Genomic DNA, 16,108 nt, shown 5'->3' on the forward strand with positions numbered 1-16,108 from the left:
GCTGATCAGGCGGCTTTGATGGCCGGACCTTCGGTCAGAATGGCGTGCAGCGTTGCCGGATCGTTGTTGGACCGCAGCTTGGCGCAAATATCGCTGTCGCGCATGGTGCGGGACACGAGAGCCAGTGCCTTGAGGTGATCGACGCCGGATTCCGCCGGGGCGAACAGGGCAAAGACCAGATCGACGGGCTGACGATCCACCGCGTCAAAATCCATCGGGCTTTCCAAACGCATAAAGGCACCGACAACGCGGTCCAGACCTTCAATGCGTGCATGGGGAAGCGCGACGCCATGGCCCACACCAGTTGGGCCAAGGCTTTCGCGGGCTTGCAGCGCATCAATCGTGTCATTTTCCGACAGACCGTATGCGCCTGCGGCGATCTCTCCGAGATCCTGGAACAGACGTTTTTTGCTCGTCATTTTGCCCACAACCTTTACAGACTGCGGCGCCAAGATCTTCGAGATATCCATACGAAACTACCCGCCCCGACCCGTCGAGGCGGGCCGGTTTCATTATTTCACGTTGTCAGGGTCAACCCAGCCGATGTTGCCATCAGCACGACGGTAAACCACGTTGACGCCGTCTTTGCCTTCTTTGTGGAACACAAGAACGGGGGCCCCGGCAAGCTCCATCTGCATCACCGCTTCGCCAACCGTCAGAGTCGGAATTTTGGTTTCCATCTCTGCGATGATCATCGGTTGCAGGGTTTCGGGTTCCTGGTCGTCTTCGTATTCCGACGCGGCGAGGATATACTGGGAAGCGCCGAAAAGTTCAACAGGCTCGCTGCGTTCCTTGTGGTGATCTTTCAGGCGGCGTTTGTAACGACGCAGCTGTTTGTCCATTTTCTCTGCGCACGCATCGAAAGCACCATAGATTTCATGTGCCTTTGCGCTGGCTTGTGCGTTCAGCCCGGAGGACAGGTGCACCACGGACTCGCAAACATATTCCGCCCCAGATTTGGAAAACACGACGTTCGCGTCGGTCGGGCGTTGCCCGTATTTATCCAGCACCGCGCCAAGCTCGGTTTTCACATGCGTCTGAAGCGATTCACCGATGTCGATTTGTTTTCCGCTGATTTGGTACCGCATAGATACCTCCTTCTTAGTTCGATCTGCACTTCGACGCCAAATCGGGCGTCCCTGCGAGATCCTGGGTTTTTGTTGAAAGCGGGAATCCAATGCATGCGACGGGAAGGGAACCCAGACAATGTGTCCCGGTGTTTTCTGGCGCCCAGTGGCCCTGTCGTGCCATGGCGCAGGCTGTCATTCTCACGTCACGCATTGGATAATTATAAGGCGTCAGAAATGGGGGAAATGTCAATGGAAACCCGTCTTCAGATGCGGAAATTGTCGCCCAGATAAACCCGGCGGACGGTTTCATCTGCGACGATATCTTCCTTGGTCCCGGACATCAGGACATGGCCGTCGTGAAGAATATAGGCGCGGTCAATAATTCCCAATGTTTCCTGTACGTTATGGTCCGTGATCAGGACGCCGATGCCACGGGTCTTAAGGTCAGACACCAGTCCGCGAATTTCTGCCACTGCAATGGGATCGACCCCTGCGAACGGCTCGTCGAGCAGGACGTAGGACGGATCAGACGCCAGACAGCGCGCGATTTCGACTCGGCGCCGCTCGCCACCCGAAAGAGACAGGGCCGGCGCGCGCCGCAGATGAGCGATGGAGAACTCAGAGAGCAGGTCTTCAAGCTTTTCGCGGCGCAGCAGCGGATCGCTTTCGGAGACTTCGAGGATGGCGAGAATGTTGTCCTCGACACAGAGGCCGCGGAACACCGAGGCCTCCTGCGGGAGATAGCCGATGCCAAGCTTGGCGCGGCGATACATCGGCAAAAGTGTGATGTCGCGGCCATCCACCGTCACCTCACCGCCCTCGGGCATGACGAGCCCTGCGATGGAGTAGAAACAGGTGGTCTTGCCGGAGCCGTTCGGCCCCAAAAGCGCAACCACCTCCCCTCGATGCAGGTCGAGGGAGATGTCACGGATCACGGTCCGTTTGCGGTAGCCTTTGCGCAGGTTGCGGACTTTCAGCCCGGAGGTGTCGCTCATTGATCCTTCCCGGATTGCAGGATGGTTTTGACCCGTCCGTCCATACGGCCCGTCCCGGTGTTCAGGTCGATCACCATCCGGTTGCCGGACAATACAGAGTTTTCCTGCGTCAAAATCACATTGCCCGTCAGGGTGACGGTGCCTGATTCGAGGTCATATTCCGCATTCTGCGCTTCGGCCGCTTCGCCCGCATTGGTGATCGTGACGCCGCCAGAGGCCAAAAGCTTGGCGATGTCGCTGCTTTCCGTTGCGTAGATCACTTCGACGGTGCTGGCCGCGAGCCGCATCGGCCCCTGTCCGATCACCACATCGCCGGTGAAGAGCGCCTTGCCGGTGTTCTGATCGACGCTCAGTTGGTCGGAGGTGATCTCGACCGGAAGCGAGCTGTCGTGTTTGAGGCCGCCAAAGGCGATTTCAGCGCCCTGCGCCAGCGCGGGCAGGCTTGAAACGGAAAGCGCCAGAGACAAAGCGCAGCGGATCGAAAGGGACCGGATGGTGGGCACGTGTAATTCCTCGAAAATCAGGGCTGATATATCAGCTTCACCCCGTTCTTGAAAACCAGAAGGTAGGCATCGGTCTCCGGATCTTGTGAAATTTCCATCGAACCGGCTGTTAAATCACCTGCGGGCCCTTCCGCCTCGACGGTTCCAGGGCTTTCGATCTTGGACACATCCAAAAGCGTGGCGATCCGCTCGGACGTAATCGTGTAGCCCGTGGAGGTCACGATCTCCACATCGCCGGACAGTTCGGCGATCTTGGTCGGGCCGTCGATCACGCCGTCATTGGCTTTCATCGTGACCGTTCCATTGCCGGGGATCCTGAGCGCGCCGTGAATGACGGTCGAATTGACCACGTCCGGCGTGGACAGGTCCGGGCGGACGGCGTCAGCGGAAATTTCAAGCTCGGACCCGTCGCGTGTCACCGTCGCAAAGGACGGTTTATCGACACGCTGTTCGCGGGCGAGCGTTTCCAAATCCACATCCGCATAGGGGATCGATACGCCGATCTCCTTGCCGCGGGCAAACAGGAACAGCGTCGCCAAGACCGCCAGACTTGCCAGCGGCAGGGCGATCTTCGCGAAGGCCACGAATTTGGAATAGGGGTTGTCGTACCGCGCCATAAGGACGTCTTACACGACACCGGCGCGAAGACAGTCCTGAATTTTCAGAATCCCGCAAGGACGCCCGTCATCGGCAGTTTCCCGCACAAAGAGGCAGGTGATCGCACGCTCATCCATCCGCGCAACGGCCTTTTCGGCCAGAGCGTCGGCGGTGATGGTCATCGGCCCTTTGGTCATGATCTCACCGGCGGTCTTGTCCAGAAGCCCGTCGATATGGCGACGCAGGTCACCGTCGGTGATGATCCCGGTCAGCTGGCCGTCCGCTTCCACGACACCCACCACGCCGAAGCCCTTTTCGGAGATGACGGACAGGGCGTCGCGCATCGGGGTGTCGGCGCGCACCAAAGGCATGTCGGTGTGCATCAGCGCCCGCACTTTCGTGAGACGTGCGCCAAGCTTGCCGCCCGGATGCAGAACGCGGAAATTATCGGCGGTGAACGCGTGATGTTCCATCAACGCAATCGCGATGGCATCGCCAAGCGCCAGCGTCATCGTGGTCGAGGTGGTCGGCACGATCCCGTGCCCGCAGGCCTCAGCCGCTTTCGGCAGAACGAGCGCGACATCACAGGCCCGGATCAGCGAGCTGTCGGGTTTCGAAGCAACGCCGATCATCGGGATTTTAAAGCGCCGGGTGTAGGCGATCACATCGGCAAGCTCCGGCGTTTCCCCGGAGTTCGACAGGACGAGACACACATCGCCGTCGCCGATCATGCCGAGATCGCCGTGGCTGGCCTCAGCCGGATGAACGAAATGCGCGGGGGTGCCGGTGGAGGCCAGGGTCGCCGCGATCTTGCGCGCGATATGGCCGGATTTTCCCATGCCGGTGACGATGGTGCGGCCCTTGGCGGCGAGGATCGTCTCAACGGCTGCGGTAAATTCCGCGCCGAGGCTCTCAGCGAGCAGGCCGAGCGCATCTGCCTCCTGCCGGATCACACGGCGGGCGGTCTCAAGAAAAGGGACGGGCTGTGTCATGTCGCTCGGCTCCGGTCAGTGAGAGAAAATGTCGATCTCGGGCCAGCCCTCAAGATCGAGCTTGGCACGGGTCGGCAGGAAGTCGAAACAGGATTGCGCGATTTCCATACGGCCTTCGCGTTCCAGCATGGTGTTCAGCTTGTCGCGCAGTTGATGCAGATACAAAACGTCGGAGGCGGCGTAATCGAGCTGCGCATTGGTCAGGTCTTCCGCGCCCCAATCGCTCATTTGCTGATACTTGGAAATGTCGACTTTCAACAGTTGGTCCAAGAGGTTCTTGAGCCCGTGACGGTCGGTGAAAGTGCGCACGAGTTTCGAGGCGATCTTGGTGCAATAGACCGGTTCGGCGAGCGTGCCGAAGGTGTGATACATCGCGGCGATGTCGAAGCGGCCGAAATGGAAGAGTTTGAGCACATTCGGATCGGCGAGCATTTTGCACAGGTTCGGCGCTTCGGTCTGGCCGCGCGCGACCTGCACCAGATGCGCATTGCCGTCGCCGCCGGACATCTGGACGAGGCACAGCCGGTCGCGGTGCGGATTGAGCCCCATGGTCTCGCAATCAATGGCGACAACTGGCCCGAGGTCGAGATCGTCCGGAAGGTCGTTTTTATACAGAAAATTCGCCATGGCTCTGACCCTTTGTTCTGAAATCCGACGCTGTGTCGGTGTTGGGTCTGTGCATAAGGCTTCCGTTGGTCTGGGGCAAGGGAGCGTCGCTGCTCTGGGCCTGCGTAGGGCGGGGTGCTTTTATCGTCGAAACGCGGTGTGACGAAATATGTGTCTGAGGGTGGGGATGCTAAATCTAGTGGCGCGCGCAAAACGCCGGAGAAGGCGCAAAATGGGCCTTAAAGGGCGCCCTTTGGGGCGAAATGCGCCTCAATTCGGCTTTTCCGGCGCGTTGGGCGGTTTTTGGTCTTCTGATCAAAATATGCTATTTGTGGTGTGGATAAAAATTTTTCCTACTGTATCTGGTGTATTCCAGATTGACACCATGAGCTCACGGCTGCAAATGTGGGGACATTCTGGTGCTGGCCGTTGAGTCGGTTGGCGAACAGGGAAGACGGTTGAAATCCGCACTGCCCCCGCAACTGTAAGCGGCAAATCGATGTCCAAAATCCACTGGCTTTTGCCGGGAAGGTGGGCGGAGGTGTTTGAGCTGCAAGTCAGGATATCTGCCAGAATGAAGAATGACCACGAACGGAGGGTTCGCGGGCGTGTGAAGCGGCGTGTCGCCGTGCTCGCGTCCAGAACTCACATTAAAAACGAGCTTGAGGACAGAGAGATGAGCATCACCGTTTATTCCAAACCCGCCTGTGTGCAATGTACGGCTACCACCCGCGCGCTCGACGCGAAGGGCGTGGATTACGATGTGATCGACCTGACCCAAGACGATGACGCCATGACCCATGTGACCGGTCTCGGCTATCGTCAGGCCCCCGTCGTTGTCGCGGGTGAGGACCACTGGTCCGGTTTCCGTCCTGACATGATCGCACGTCTGGTCTGAGCCGATGGGGAATCCGATGCCGGCGGCGCCACGTCCGCATTGCATTCCGGATGTCGTCTACTATTCCTCCACATCGGAGAACACGGTGCGTTTCGTGGATCGGCTCGGGCTTCCCGCCAAACGCATTCCGATCTCTCCGAAGGAGTCAGGGCCGGTGATCGACCGGCCTTTTGTTCTGATCTGTCCGACTTACGCAGATGGTGAGGGGCGTGGCGCGGTTCCCAAACAGGTCATTCGCCTGTTGAACGATCCCGAAGTTCGCGCGCTTCTCAAAGGCGTCATCGGCAGCGGAAACAGAAATTTCGGCACTTTGTTTGCCAGTTCGGGCGATGTGATCGCCCGCAAATGCAATGTCCCGCTGCTCTACAAGTTCGAGTTGGCGGGATTCGACACTGATATTGCCCGGGTTCGCGCCGGGTTGGAGAAAATGGGCCAGAAACTGGGCCTCACACACACGGGGGATGCGCCATGCTCGACGATGGCCTGAACGGAACGACGGACTATCACGCGCTCAACGCCATGCTCAATCTCTACGACGAGAAGGGGCATATCCGCTTTGAGGCCGACCGCATGGCCGCGCGGCAATATTTCCTGCAGCATGTGAACCAGAACACGGTGTTCTTTCACTCGCTCGACGAGAAACTCGGCTATCTGGTCGATGAAGGCTATTACGAGGCCGAAGTTCTCGATCAGTATTCCAAGAACTTCATGCGCAAGATCTGGGACGAGGCCTATGCCAAGAAGTTCCGTTTCCCGACCTTCCTCGGTGCGTTCAAATATTACACCTCCTACACGCTGAAAACGCGTGACGGGCAGCGCTTTCTCGAACGCTATGAAGACCGTGTCGTGATGACTGCTCTGGCACTTGCGCGCGGCGACGAAGCGCTTGCGATGGCCTTCATGGACGAAATGCTGTCGGGCCGGTTCCAACCCGCAACGCCGACCTTCCTGAACGCTGGCAAGAAATCCCGTGGTGAGTTGATCTCCTGCTTCCTCCTGCGTCTCGAAGACAACATGGAAAGCATCGGTCGCGGCATCAACTCTGCGCTGCAACTGTCGAAACGCGGTGGCGGGGTGGCTCTGCTCCTGACCAACATCCGCGAACACGGCGCGCCGATCAAAGGCATCGAGAACCAGTCCTCCGGTGTGATCCCGGTGATGAAGCTTCTCGAAGACAGCTTCTCCTACGCCAACCAGCTTGGGGCACGTCAGGGCGCGGGTGCGGTTTACCTGAACGCGCACCACCCGGACATCCTGCGTTTCCTCGACACGAAACGCGAGAACGCCGACGAGAAAATCCGCATCAAGACCCTGTCTCTGGGCGTCGTGATCCCGGACGTGACCTTTGAGCTCGCCAAGAAAAACGCAGATATGTACCTGTTCTCGCCGCATGACGTCGAGAAAGTCTATGGCGTGCCGTTCTCTGAAATCTCGGTCACCGAGAAATACGAAGAGATGGTGGACGACAAACGTATCCGCAAGAAAAAGATCAACGCCCGTGCGTTCTTCCAGACGCTCGCGGAGATTCAATTCGAATCCGGTTATCCCTACATCATGTTCGAAGACACGGTGAATCGGATGAACCCGATCGAGGGTCGGATCAACATGTCGAACCTGTGCTCGGAAATCCTTCAGGTGAACGAAGCCTCCGAGTTCAACGACGACCTGAGCTATTCGCATCTCGGCACCGATATCTCCTGTAACCTCGGCTCGCTCAACATTGCGAAAACGATGGACGGCAAAGACCTTGGCCAGACGGTCGGCACGGCTGTGCGCGCCCTGACCGCTGTGTCCGAAATGTCGGCGATTGACTCTGTGCCGTCGATCCGTCGCGGCAATGACGAAAGCCACGCCATCGGCCTCGGCCAGATGAACCTGCACGGCTTTTTGGCCCGCGAGCACATCCATTACGGTTCCCCGGAAGGCGTCGAATTCACCTCGGTCTATTTCGCCGCTGTTGCCTATCACGCGATCCGGGAAAGCAACGCTTTGGCGCGCGATCACGGTGAGAGCTTCAAAGGTTTTGAGACCTCCGATTACGCCAACGGTTCCTTTTTTGATAAATACACCGACCGCGACTGGCTGCCGGAAAGCGAGACGGTGAAGGCTCTGTTCGACGGGATGGACCTGCCAACCCGTGCGGATTGGGCGGCTCTGAAAGAGGCTGTGATGAAGGACGGGCTGTATAACCGCAACCTTCAGGCCGTGCCGCCGACCGGTTCGATCAGCTACATCAACAACTCGACCTCCTCGATCCACCCGATCGTGTCGAAAATCGAGATCCGCAAAGAGGGCAAGATCGGCCGTGTCTATTACCCGGCCGCCTTCATGGACAACGAGAATCTCGAATATTATCGCGATGCTTATGAGATCGGGCCGGAAGCCTTGATCGACACCTATGCCGCGGCCACCGAACACGTCGATCAGGGTCTGTCCCTGACGCTGTTCTTCCCCGCCGAGGCCACCACGCGCGACATCAACAAAGCGCAGATCTATGCGTGGAAAAAAGGCATCAAGACCATCTACTACATCCGTCTGCGCCAGGCCGCCCTTGAGGGCACCGAGGTTCAGGGCTGCGTGTCCTGCACGCTGTAAGGAGAGCCAAGAGTTATGAAAGATATGACCGATATCCGCATCCCGCGTGCGATCAACTGGAACCGGGTTCAGGACGACAAGGACCTTGAGGTCTGGAACCGTCTGACCGTGAACTTCTGGCTGCCGGAAAAAGTGCCGCTGTCGAACGACATCCCGAGCTGGTCTACCCTGACCGAAGAGGAGCAGCGCCTGACCATCCGTGTGTTCACGGGGCTCACGCTTCTGGACACGATCCAGAACACCGTCGGCGCGCCGGCTCTGATGCCCGATGCGGTGACGCCGCATGAGGAAGCCGTGCTCACCAACGTCGCCTTCATGGAAGCCGTGCATGCGCGCTCTTATTCCTCAATTTTCTCGACGCTTTGCTCGATGAAAGAGGTGGATGAGGCGTTCCGTTGGTCCGAAGAAAACCCGCATCTTCAGGCCAAGGCGAAAGCCATTCTGGAAACCTACGCGCCGGGCAACGATCCGCTGAAACGCAAGATCGCCTCGGTGTTCCTCGAAAGCTTCCTGTTCTACTCTGGCTTCTATCTGCCGATGTACTGGTCTTCGCGCGCGAAACTGACCAACACCGCCGACCTGATCCGTCTGATCATCCGCGACGAGGCGGTGCATGGTTATTACATCGGCTACAAATTCCAGCGCGGCATCGAAAAACTGCCGGAAGCGGAACAACAGGCGCTGAAAGACTATGCCTATGGTCTGCTGTTCGAGCTTTACGAGATCGAGAACCAGTATACCGAAGAGCTTTACGACGGGATCGGGCTGACGGAAGACGTCAAAGTCTTCCTGCATTACAACGCCAACAAAGCCTTGCAAAACCTCGGTTTTGAGGCGCTTTTCCCGCCGGAAGTGTCCGAAGTGAACCCCGCCATCCTCGCGGCCCTGTCGCCCGATAGCGAAAACCATGACTTCTTCTCCGGCTCCGGTTCTTCCTACGTGATCGGCAAGGCGGTCGCGACGGAAGACGAAGACTGGGATTTCTAAAATTTTATGTGGCGTCCGTGTAAAGCGGGCGCCACATGCGCGCTTTTCCCGAGGGAAATGTTGCGGCTACCGTCGGAATTCTGCACTTATGTCGGAGAGTAATCCGGACAAGTAAGACAGGTAGATATGATTTCTTCGACAGCGTTAGACGGCGTTTATTTTATCTCGCCCCCGCGTTTTGGCGATCATCGGGGATTTTTCTCGGAAAGCTGGAACAAGAAAAAACTCGAAGAGGCCGGGCTTGATCTGCCTGAGTTCGTTCAGGACAATCATTCGCTGTCGCGCGAGGTTGGCACGGTGCGGGGCCTGCATTTTCAAAGTCCGCCCCATGCGCAGGGCAAATTGGTGCGCTGCGGCAAGGGTCGGATTTTCGACGTCGCGGTCGATGTGCGCGAGGGGTCCGAGACCTACGGCCAATGGGTCGGCGCGGAGCTTTCCTTTGAGAATGGCAAACAGCTTTGGATCCCCGCCGGGTTCCTGCACGGGTTCATGACTTTGGAGCCGGACAGCGAAATCATCTACAAATGCACCGACTATTACGCGCCCGAGTGCGACGGTGCCGTGAAATGGGACAGCTGCGGCATCGGCTGGCCGCTTGAAGGCATCACGCCGATCATTTCCGAGAAAGACGAGAAAGCCCAGAGCTTCGCGGATTTCAAAACGCCTTTCACAAAGGACAGCCTATGAAACTTCTGGTGACAGGCGGCGCAGGGTTCATTGGCTCTGCCGTGGTGCGTCTCGCGGTGTCGCGCGGGCATGAGGTGGTGAATGTCGATGCGCTGACCTATGCGGCCTGCCTCGACAATGTGGCCTCTGTCGCGGAGAGCCCGCTCTATGCGTTCGAACAGGTCGATATTCGTGATCGGGCCGGATTAGACACTGTTTTTTCCAAGCATCGCCCTGATGTGGTGATGCATCTGGCGGCGGAAAGCCATGTGGACCGTTCCATCGACGGGCCGGGGGATTTCATCGAGACCAACATCACCGGCACGTTCAACATGCTGGAAGCGGCACGCAAATATTGGGTGGAAAGCGGCAAGCCGGAGAGCTTCCGGTTCCACCACATCTCGACCGATGAGGTGTTCGGCTCGCTCCCCAATGACCCGGCGATCAAGTTCACGGAAGACACGCCTTACGACCCGCGCTCGCCCTATTCCGCGTCGAAAGCCAGCTCCGACCATCTGGTGCGCGCTTGGCATGAGACCTACGGGTTGCCGGTCGTTCTGACGAATTGCTCCAACAATTACGGCCCCTTCCATTTCCCCGAAAAACTGATCCCGGTGATCATTCTCAATGCTTTGGCGGGCAAACCCCTGCCGATCTATGGCGATGGTTCGAACATTCGCGATTGGCTCTATGTCGAGGATCATGCGGACGCCTTATTGCTTGTGGCGGAAAAAGGCGCGCTGGGGCGTAGCTACAATGTCGGTGGCGAAAATGAGCTTTCCAACCTTGAACTGGTGGAGATGCTCTGCGCCATTCTGGATGAAAAAAGACCCAAATCCAGCGGAAATTATGCGGATCAGATCACCTTCGTCACGGATCGTCCGGGGCACGACGCGCGCTATGCGATCAACCCGTCGCGTATCCGCGATGAGCTGGGATGGAGCCCTTCGGTGACGGTCGAAGAGGGTTTGGAGAAAACCGTGGCGTGGTATCTGGACAACGAGACCTGGTGGCGCGCGTTACAGGATCGGCACGGTGTGGGTGAGCGTTTGGGAGTAAAGGCATGATCCTCGTCTTTGGAAAAACCGGTCAGGTCGCGAGCGAGCTTCGCTCTCTGTTGCCGGAGGCCCGCTTTCTCGGGCGCGATGAGGCCGATTTGACCGACCCGCTGGTCTGTGGCCGGATCATCCGCGCGCTGAAACCGGAGGCCGTGATCAACGCGGCGGCTTACACGGCGGTGGACAAGGCCGAGGAAGATGGCTTGGCGGCCACATTGGTCAATGCCGCGGCCCCGACCGAGATGGCGGAATGCTGCGCTGATCTCGACATTCCCTTTGTTCATATCTCCACGGATTACGTGTTCGATGGCGCCGGGGAGACTCCTTTCACCCCCGACGCTCCCACCGGACCGCTGGGCGTCTATGGCGAGACCAAGCTTGAAGGCGAAAACGGCGTGCGCGAAGCGGGTGGGCGGTTCGTGATCCTGCGGACGAGCTGGGTGTTCTCCGCCCATGGCGGGAATTTCGTCAAGACCATGCTGCGACTGGCTCAGAGCCGGGACAAGCTGACCGTGGTGTCCGACCAGATCGGCGGCCCCACGGCGGCGCGCGATATTGCGAAAGCCTGTGTCGAGATCGCCAAGCAACTCGAAATCGACCCGAACAAGGCCGGAACCTACCATTTCTCCGGCGCGCCCGATGTCAGCTGGGCCGCGTTTGCACGCGAGATTTTTGCGCAATCCGGCGACGCCATGACCGTCGAGGACATCCCGGCCTCGGAGTATCCGATGCCCGCCGAACGCCCCTACAACAGCCGTCTGGATTGCAGTGCGACAGAGGCGACATTCGGGATCAAGCGCCCCGACTGGAAAACCAGCCTCGCCGAGGTTTTGAAAGAACTGGAGCCCACAGCATGACCGAGCGCAAAGGCATCATTCTCGCCGGTGGCTCCGGCACGCGGCTTTACCCTCTGACCATGGCGGTCTCGAAACAGCTCATGCCGATCTATGACAAGCCGATGATTTATTATCCGGTGTCTGTGCTGATGCTGAGCGGCATTCGCGAGATCGCGGTGATCACGACACCGGACGATCAGGCCCAGTTCAAACGCCTTCTGGGTGATGGTTCGCAATGGGGCCTGTCGCTGACCTACATCGTTCAGCCTTCGCCGGACGGTCTGGCGCAGGCCTATCTTTTGGCAGAAGACTTTCTCGACGGCGCGCCCTCGGCGATGGTGCTGGGCGACAACATCTTCTTTGGTCACGGCCTGCCGGAAATGCTTGCTGCGGCCGATGCCAAATCCGTGGGCGGTACAGTCTTCGGCTACCATGTCGCCGATCCGGAACGCTATGGCGTCGTGCGGTTCGACCCGGATGGAACGGTGGAAGAGATCATCGAGAAACCCGAGGTTCCGCCGTCGAACTACGCCGTGACGGGGCTCTATTTCCTCGATGGCGAAGCCCCGGCGCGCGCCAAAGAGGTCAAACCTTCGGCGCGCGGCGAGCTTGAGATCGTCACCCTTTTGGAAAGCTACCTCAAAGATGGTACACTGTCCGTTGAACGAATGGGGCGTGGCTATGCTTGGCTTGATACCGGCACGCATGGCTCTTTGCTCGACGCCGGGAATTTCGTGCGTACCCTGTCGATGCGACAAGGCATGCAATCGGGCTGCCCCGAAGAGATCGCCTATAGCCAAGGCTGGATTGACGAGGCCAAAATGCAGGAACATGCGGAGACGTTTAAAAAGACTGATTACGGGCGCTACCTGCAAAGCCTGATCCAAGCGAAGAGGACATCCCCGCCTTCATGAAGATCGCCGCCACAAGCATTCTGCTTCGCTATATTTCCATCGGCATCCAGTTCGCCGTTGTCCTTGCTGTGGCGCAAAATCTTCCTCTTTCTCTGGCCGGTCAGTATTTCTCCGTCTTCGGGATCATTGCCGTCGCTTTCACCCTGTCGGGTCTCGGCATTCCCGACGGATGTGTGAAAGCGATGAACGAGGCGCGCGCCTCCGGGGACATCTCCCGCCTTCGCGCGCTGCTGCGCGGGGCGCTTCCCGTAACCTTGCTTGTCAATGTTGGGATCGCTTCCGTGATCGGGGTGATCGGAGTCGAAGTCGCGCGTTTGCCGGACGGCTTCAGGCCTGTGATCGCCCTTTGGTGGTTCGGCTCTGCGGGAACTTTTTTATTCGCGCAGGTTCTCGTGGGGGCGGGCCGCCCCGTGCTCGCGACGTTTTATGCCTATTCCTCGATCAACATCATGTATGCTCTCACCTTGGTCCCCGCGCTGGTGTTCATGGACGCCCCAAGCCTGATGACCGTGATGTCATTTGCCGCCGGGGCGGCGAATGCGGCTTTGCTTTTCGCTGGCGTGATTGCACTTCGAACGGGATGGCGCTTGAGCGAGGAGTCCCCCGAGATCGCACGGGCCGATCTTTTCACCGAGCTATCAGACGTGATGCGTTCCGGCATGCCGATGATGATGTCGCGGCTCATGCAGGCGTCATTGCCTTGGATTCCGGTCTGGCTTCTGGGCTACTTCCAATCCCCCGACTCCGCCGCGATCTATGCCGCCGCCTCGCGCTTGACCGTGGCCGTGACATCGGTCGTCGCGTCGCTGCGGTTTTCGATGCGGGGGGAGATCGTTGCAGCCAATTCCGCCGGGCGGTTCGAGGATATCGCCGCCCTCAATCGCGCTGTGTCCAAACTGTCCGCGCTGCCGCCCGTGGCGGGATTGGTCTTTCTTTTGACACTCGGAAGCACCGTCGTGCCCTTCTTGCTCGGCGCGCAATATGAGGCGGCGGTTCCGGTTCTGATCGTCTTGATGTTCGGCACCCTGGGCGAAGCTTTCGGCGGCCTCAGCGATGAAATCCTCAAGATGACCGGGCGCAACCGCATTGTCATTTTTTCGCTCAGTGCCGCCATCTTGTGCCAGCTTCTCTGCGGTGCGCTCCTGTTCAAATATGGGCCGATCTATATCGCGGTTGGCACGGTGCTCGCTTTTGCGCTTCAATATACTTGGCAGGTCGTCTGGCTTTCGCGCAACACGCAGATCGTCATCTTGCCCTTTCTTGCGGCACGGCGAGGTACTGAGGAATGATCCTTTTTCTCTGGACCCTGACAGCCCTTTTCGCCCGGCTCATTGAGCGGAGCTGGTGGTCCCCCGGTGCTTTGCTGGCCTTGAGCATGTGGATCTCCGCCTTTGGTACGCTCACCATGGCGCCGGACTATTACATGTCGCTACAGGCCAATATCTATCTGGTCATCATGACGCTTTTGGTGAGCTTCGGGACAGTGTTCGGGACCATGCTTGGGGAGGGGGCCTCCGCGAACGCGTTCGACGTCCAATTGGTCCGGCCCAAATTCCTTTTCTATTTCGGCCTGATCTTCTCCATCTTTTCCTTTGCCGTGACGCTCAAGGTCATCGGTGTGCGGCTCCCCGATCTTGCCTCTCCGATCGGGATCATGCGTGCGGCGCAGGCCGCGACCTATGAGCGGTACACGACGGGGCTGCGTTTTCCGATTGTTTACAACGTCTCGAATGCGCTGTTTCTGGCCTATGCGATGGCCGTGTCGCTCTATTTCGTCGATCAGCGTAAGATCGTGATCCGCTATTTGATCCCCATCGCGATTTTCATCGCTGCGAATATGCTGATCACGACCCGCGCGCCGATCCTGTTCATGATCCTGCTGATGATTTTCCCGGTTGTCTATGCGCTCTATCTGCGGAGCGGGGACAACCGTCTGCCCGACATGTTCACGCCGCAGATGCTCACATATGCCGTGTTGGGCGTCCTGAGTGTCGCGGTCATGTTCTTTCTCTTTCAGGTTCTGCGATTTGGCGAGGAGTCTAACCGCAGCGCGTCCGAGGTCTGGTCGCATCTGCGGCGCTGGCCTTGGGGCAGCCTGCCGGGGTTTTCGCTCTGGTTCGATGATCCGAGCGGCGACATCTGGGACCGTGTGCCAGGCTCCTACACATGGATGGGGATTTTCGATCAGCTCGGGATCGAGAAACGGGTCGTTGGCGGTTATGGAGAGTACCACAATCTGACCTCTTCGGAGGCCGCGAATATCTTCACCGTGTTCCGGGGGCTCTATCTCGATTTCGGCTGGATCGGGTCCGGTGTGTTCATGTTTGTCCTCGGCGTTTTGGGAGGGCTGTCGCTCAAGGCCTTGCGCCGGATTGGACCTTTTTTCGCCATGTCCGCCTATGTCGCGATCATGGGCTTCATGGCCTTCGCTTTCGTCGTGAGTTTTTGGGCGTTTACCGCGAATATCGTCGCGCTTCTCGTCTTCCCGATCTTGGTCAAATGCTGTTTCGGCAGCGCGCCCGATGCCATGTCTGTGAAAAGCGGGGAGGGTGTGGTTTGACGCCTCCGACGCCCCCCTCTTTTGCGATCATTTTCGTGCTCTACCATGCCTATGACGCGATGAAGGCGTTTCTGGCCACGCAGAGTGCGGAGGGGCCGGAGGGGCTGCGCTTCATTATCGTGGACAACACGCCCCATGCGCAGACAGATCACGCGGCTTTAGCTGCGTTCGAGACGCATCCTAATGTCACGACCTTGATCGCGGAACCGGAAAACCTCGGCTACGCCGGTGCCGCGCATTTCGCGATGCGCTCTCTGCTGGGGTTGAAGGACTGCGACTACATCGCGATTTCAAACACCGATCTGCACTATGATGCGGCGGAGCTTCTGGCGGTGCTGAGCGCCTTGCGAACTGAACATGACGGTGTCGGTGCAATTGCGCCGCGCTTGACCCATCCGGACGGTGCGATGAAAGCGCAGCTTCACTACGTCAAAGCGCCCAGCCGCGCGAAATACAGCAGGTTGGTGACGATCTTCTCGTCCTATCCCTTGGCGCTTACCCATCGTCTCGGGGCGGATCTCAAGCGGATGTTGGGATTTTCGCGTGGCGTGACGGAGGTCCCGCATGCGATTTTTGCCCCGCATGGCGCACTCATGATCCTGACGCGCGCGTATTTCGAAAAAACCACAGGGTTCGAGCACCCCGCCTTTCTCTTTTGCGAGGAGATCACCGTCGGCGCGAACTGCCGCGACGCCGGGTTGAAAGTTATTTACGAGCCGCGCCTGAGCTATGCCCATGACAATCACGGCGCGATGGGCGCGATCCCATCGCGGCGCATTGTCCGCTATCTCCATGAGGCGCATAAAGCCGTCCTGCCGCGTTTGCGCTAGG

General features: G+C 58.6%; 18 protein-coding genes and 1 riboswitch. Of the genes, 11 read left to right on the forward strand and 7 right to left on the reverse strand.

Going from position 1 to position 16,108, the window contains the following annotated elements:
• Positions 1-5: 5 nt before the first annotated feature.
• The 7 genes from ACYBHZ_RS04560 to ACYBHZ_RS04590 all read right to left on the reverse strand — a co-directional run bounded on the left by ACYBHZ_RS04560 (position 6) and on the right by ACYBHZ_RS04590 (position 4,784).
• Entirely contained in the window at positions 6-470 is a 465-nt protein-coding gene (locus ACYBHZ_RS04560; protein WP_460273012.1) for a PTS sugar transporter subunit IIA, read from the reverse strand.
• A 42-nt stretch (positions 471-512) separates the two neighbouring features.
• Positions 513-1,088 (reverse strand): ribosome hibernation-promoting factor, HPF/YfiA family, encoded by a 576-nt coding sequence (gene hpf / locus ACYBHZ_RS04565; RefSeq protein WP_460273013.1) that lies wholly within the window; start codon positions 1,086-1,088, stop codon positions 513-515.
• A gap of 245 nt (positions 1,089-1,333) precedes the next feature.
• Entirely contained in the window at positions 1,334-2,065 is a 732-nt protein-coding gene (gene lptB, locus ACYBHZ_RS04570; protein ID WP_460273014.1) for an LPS export ABC transporter ATP-binding protein, read from the reverse strand.
• On the reverse strand, positions 2,062-2,568 hold the full coding sequence (gene lptA / locus ACYBHZ_RS04575; protein ID WP_460273015.1) for a lipopolysaccharide transport periplasmic protein LptA: 507 nt from the start codon (positions 2,566-2,568) through the stop codon (positions 2,062-2,064). The genes lptB and lptA overlap by 4 nt, the downstream gene beginning before the upstream one ends.
• 17 nt (positions 2,569-2,585) lie before the next feature.
• Complete coding sequence (gene lptC, locus ACYBHZ_RS04580) at positions 2,586-3,185, reverse strand: LPS export ABC transporter periplasmic protein LptC (RefSeq protein ID WP_460273016.1); 600 nt, start codon at positions 3,183-3,185, stop codon at positions 2,586-2,588.
• 9 nt (positions 3,186-3,194) lie between these two features.
• A complete protein-coding gene (locus tag ACYBHZ_RS04585) occupies positions 3,195-4,157 on the reverse strand; it encodes a KpsF/GutQ family sugar-phosphate isomerase (protein WP_460273017.1) in 963 nt (320 codons plus the stop codon).
• A gap of 15 nt (positions 4,158-4,172) precedes the next feature.
• Positions 4,173-4,784, reverse strand: coding sequence for a ribonuclease D (locus ACYBHZ_RS04590; RefSeq protein ID WP_460273018.1), 612 nt, complete (start codon positions 4,782-4,784; stop codon positions 4,173-4,175).
• Between the two features lie 379 nt (positions 4,785-5,163).
• Positions 5,164-5,351, forward strand: a riboswitch (cobalamin riboswitch).
• 88 nt (positions 5,352-5,439) lie between these two features.
• On the opposite strand from ACYBHZ_RS04590, the gene nrdH reads away from it, so the two are divergent.
• The 11 genes from nrdH to ACYBHZ_RS04645 all read left to right on the forward strand — a co-directional run bounded on the left by nrdH (position 5,440) and on the right by ACYBHZ_RS04645 (position 16,107).
• On the forward strand, positions 5,440-5,661 hold the full coding sequence (gene nrdH / locus ACYBHZ_RS04595) for a glutaredoxin-like protein NrdH (RefSeq protein ID WP_460273019.1): 222 nt from the start codon (positions 5,440-5,442) through the stop codon (positions 5,659-5,661).
• A gap of 16 nt (positions 5,662-5,677) precedes the next feature.
• Entirely contained in the window at positions 5,678-6,148 is a 471-nt protein-coding gene (nrdI, locus tag ACYBHZ_RS04600; protein WP_460273020.1) for a class Ib ribonucleoside-diphosphate reductase assembly flavoprotein NrdI, read from the forward strand.
• Positions 6,130-8,256, forward strand: coding sequence for a class 1b ribonucleoside-diphosphate reductase subunit alpha (gene nrdE / locus ACYBHZ_RS04605; protein WP_460273021.1), 2,127 nt, complete (start codon positions 6,130-6,132; stop codon positions 8,254-8,256). The genes nrdI and nrdE overlap by 19 nt, the downstream gene beginning before the upstream one ends.
• Before the next feature lie 15 nt (positions 8,257-8,271).
• Positions 8,272-9,243, forward strand: a complete 972-nt coding sequence (nrdF, locus tag ACYBHZ_RS04610) for a class 1b ribonucleoside-diphosphate reductase subunit beta (RefSeq protein ID WP_460273022.1) — start codon at positions 8,272-8,274, stop codon at positions 9,241-9,243.
• A 126-nt stretch (positions 9,244-9,369) separates the two neighbouring features.
• A complete protein-coding gene (gene rfbC, locus ACYBHZ_RS04615) occupies positions 9,370-9,930 on the forward strand; it encodes a dTDP-4-dehydrorhamnose 3,5-epimerase (RefSeq protein WP_460273023.1) in 561 nt (186 codons plus the stop codon).
• The gene (rfbB, locus tag ACYBHZ_RS04620; protein ID WP_460273024.1) at positions 9,927-10,976 is read left to right on the forward strand and encodes a dTDP-glucose 4,6-dehydratase; all 1,050 of its coding nucleotides are present in this window, start codon (positions 9,927-9,929) and stop codon (positions 10,974-10,976) included. The genes rfbC and rfbB overlap by 4 nt, the downstream gene beginning before the upstream one ends.
• Complete coding sequence (gene rfbD, locus ACYBHZ_RS04625; protein ID WP_460273025.1) at positions 10,973-11,824, forward strand: dTDP-4-dehydrorhamnose reductase; 852 nt, start codon at positions 10,973-10,975, stop codon at positions 11,822-11,824. The genes rfbB and rfbD overlap by 4 nt, the downstream gene beginning before the upstream one ends.
• On the forward strand, positions 11,821-12,717 hold the full coding sequence (gene rfbA / locus ACYBHZ_RS04630) for a glucose-1-phosphate thymidylyltransferase RfbA (protein WP_460273026.1): 897 nt from the start codon (positions 11,821-11,823) through the stop codon (positions 12,715-12,717). The genes rfbD and rfbA overlap by 4 nt, the downstream gene beginning before the upstream one ends.
• Positions 12,714-14,006 carry a lipopolysaccharide biosynthesis protein gene (locus ACYBHZ_RS04635; protein ID WP_460273027.1) on the forward strand — a complete coding sequence of 431 codons (1,293 nt, stop codon included), beginning with the start codon at positions 12,714-12,716 and terminating at the stop codon, positions 14,004-14,006. The genes rfbA and ACYBHZ_RS04635 overlap by 4 nt, the downstream gene beginning before the upstream one ends.
• Positions 14,003-15,277 (forward strand): O-antigen polymerase, encoded by a 1,275-nt coding sequence (locus ACYBHZ_RS04640; RefSeq protein ID WP_460273028.1) that lies wholly within the window; start codon positions 14,003-14,005, stop codon positions 15,275-15,277. The genes ACYBHZ_RS04635 and ACYBHZ_RS04640 overlap by 4 nt, the downstream gene beginning before the upstream one ends.
• On the forward strand, positions 15,274-16,107 hold the full coding sequence (locus ACYBHZ_RS04645) for a glycosyltransferase family protein (protein ID WP_460273029.1): 834 nt from the start codon (positions 15,274-15,276) through the stop codon (positions 16,105-16,107). Before ACYBHZ_RS04640 ends, ACYBHZ_RS04645 begins: the two co-directional genes overlap by 4 nt.
• The last annotated feature ends 1 nt before the right edge of the window (position 16,108 follow it).

This window comes from Celeribacter sp. ULVN23_4, from assembly GCF_054788345.1.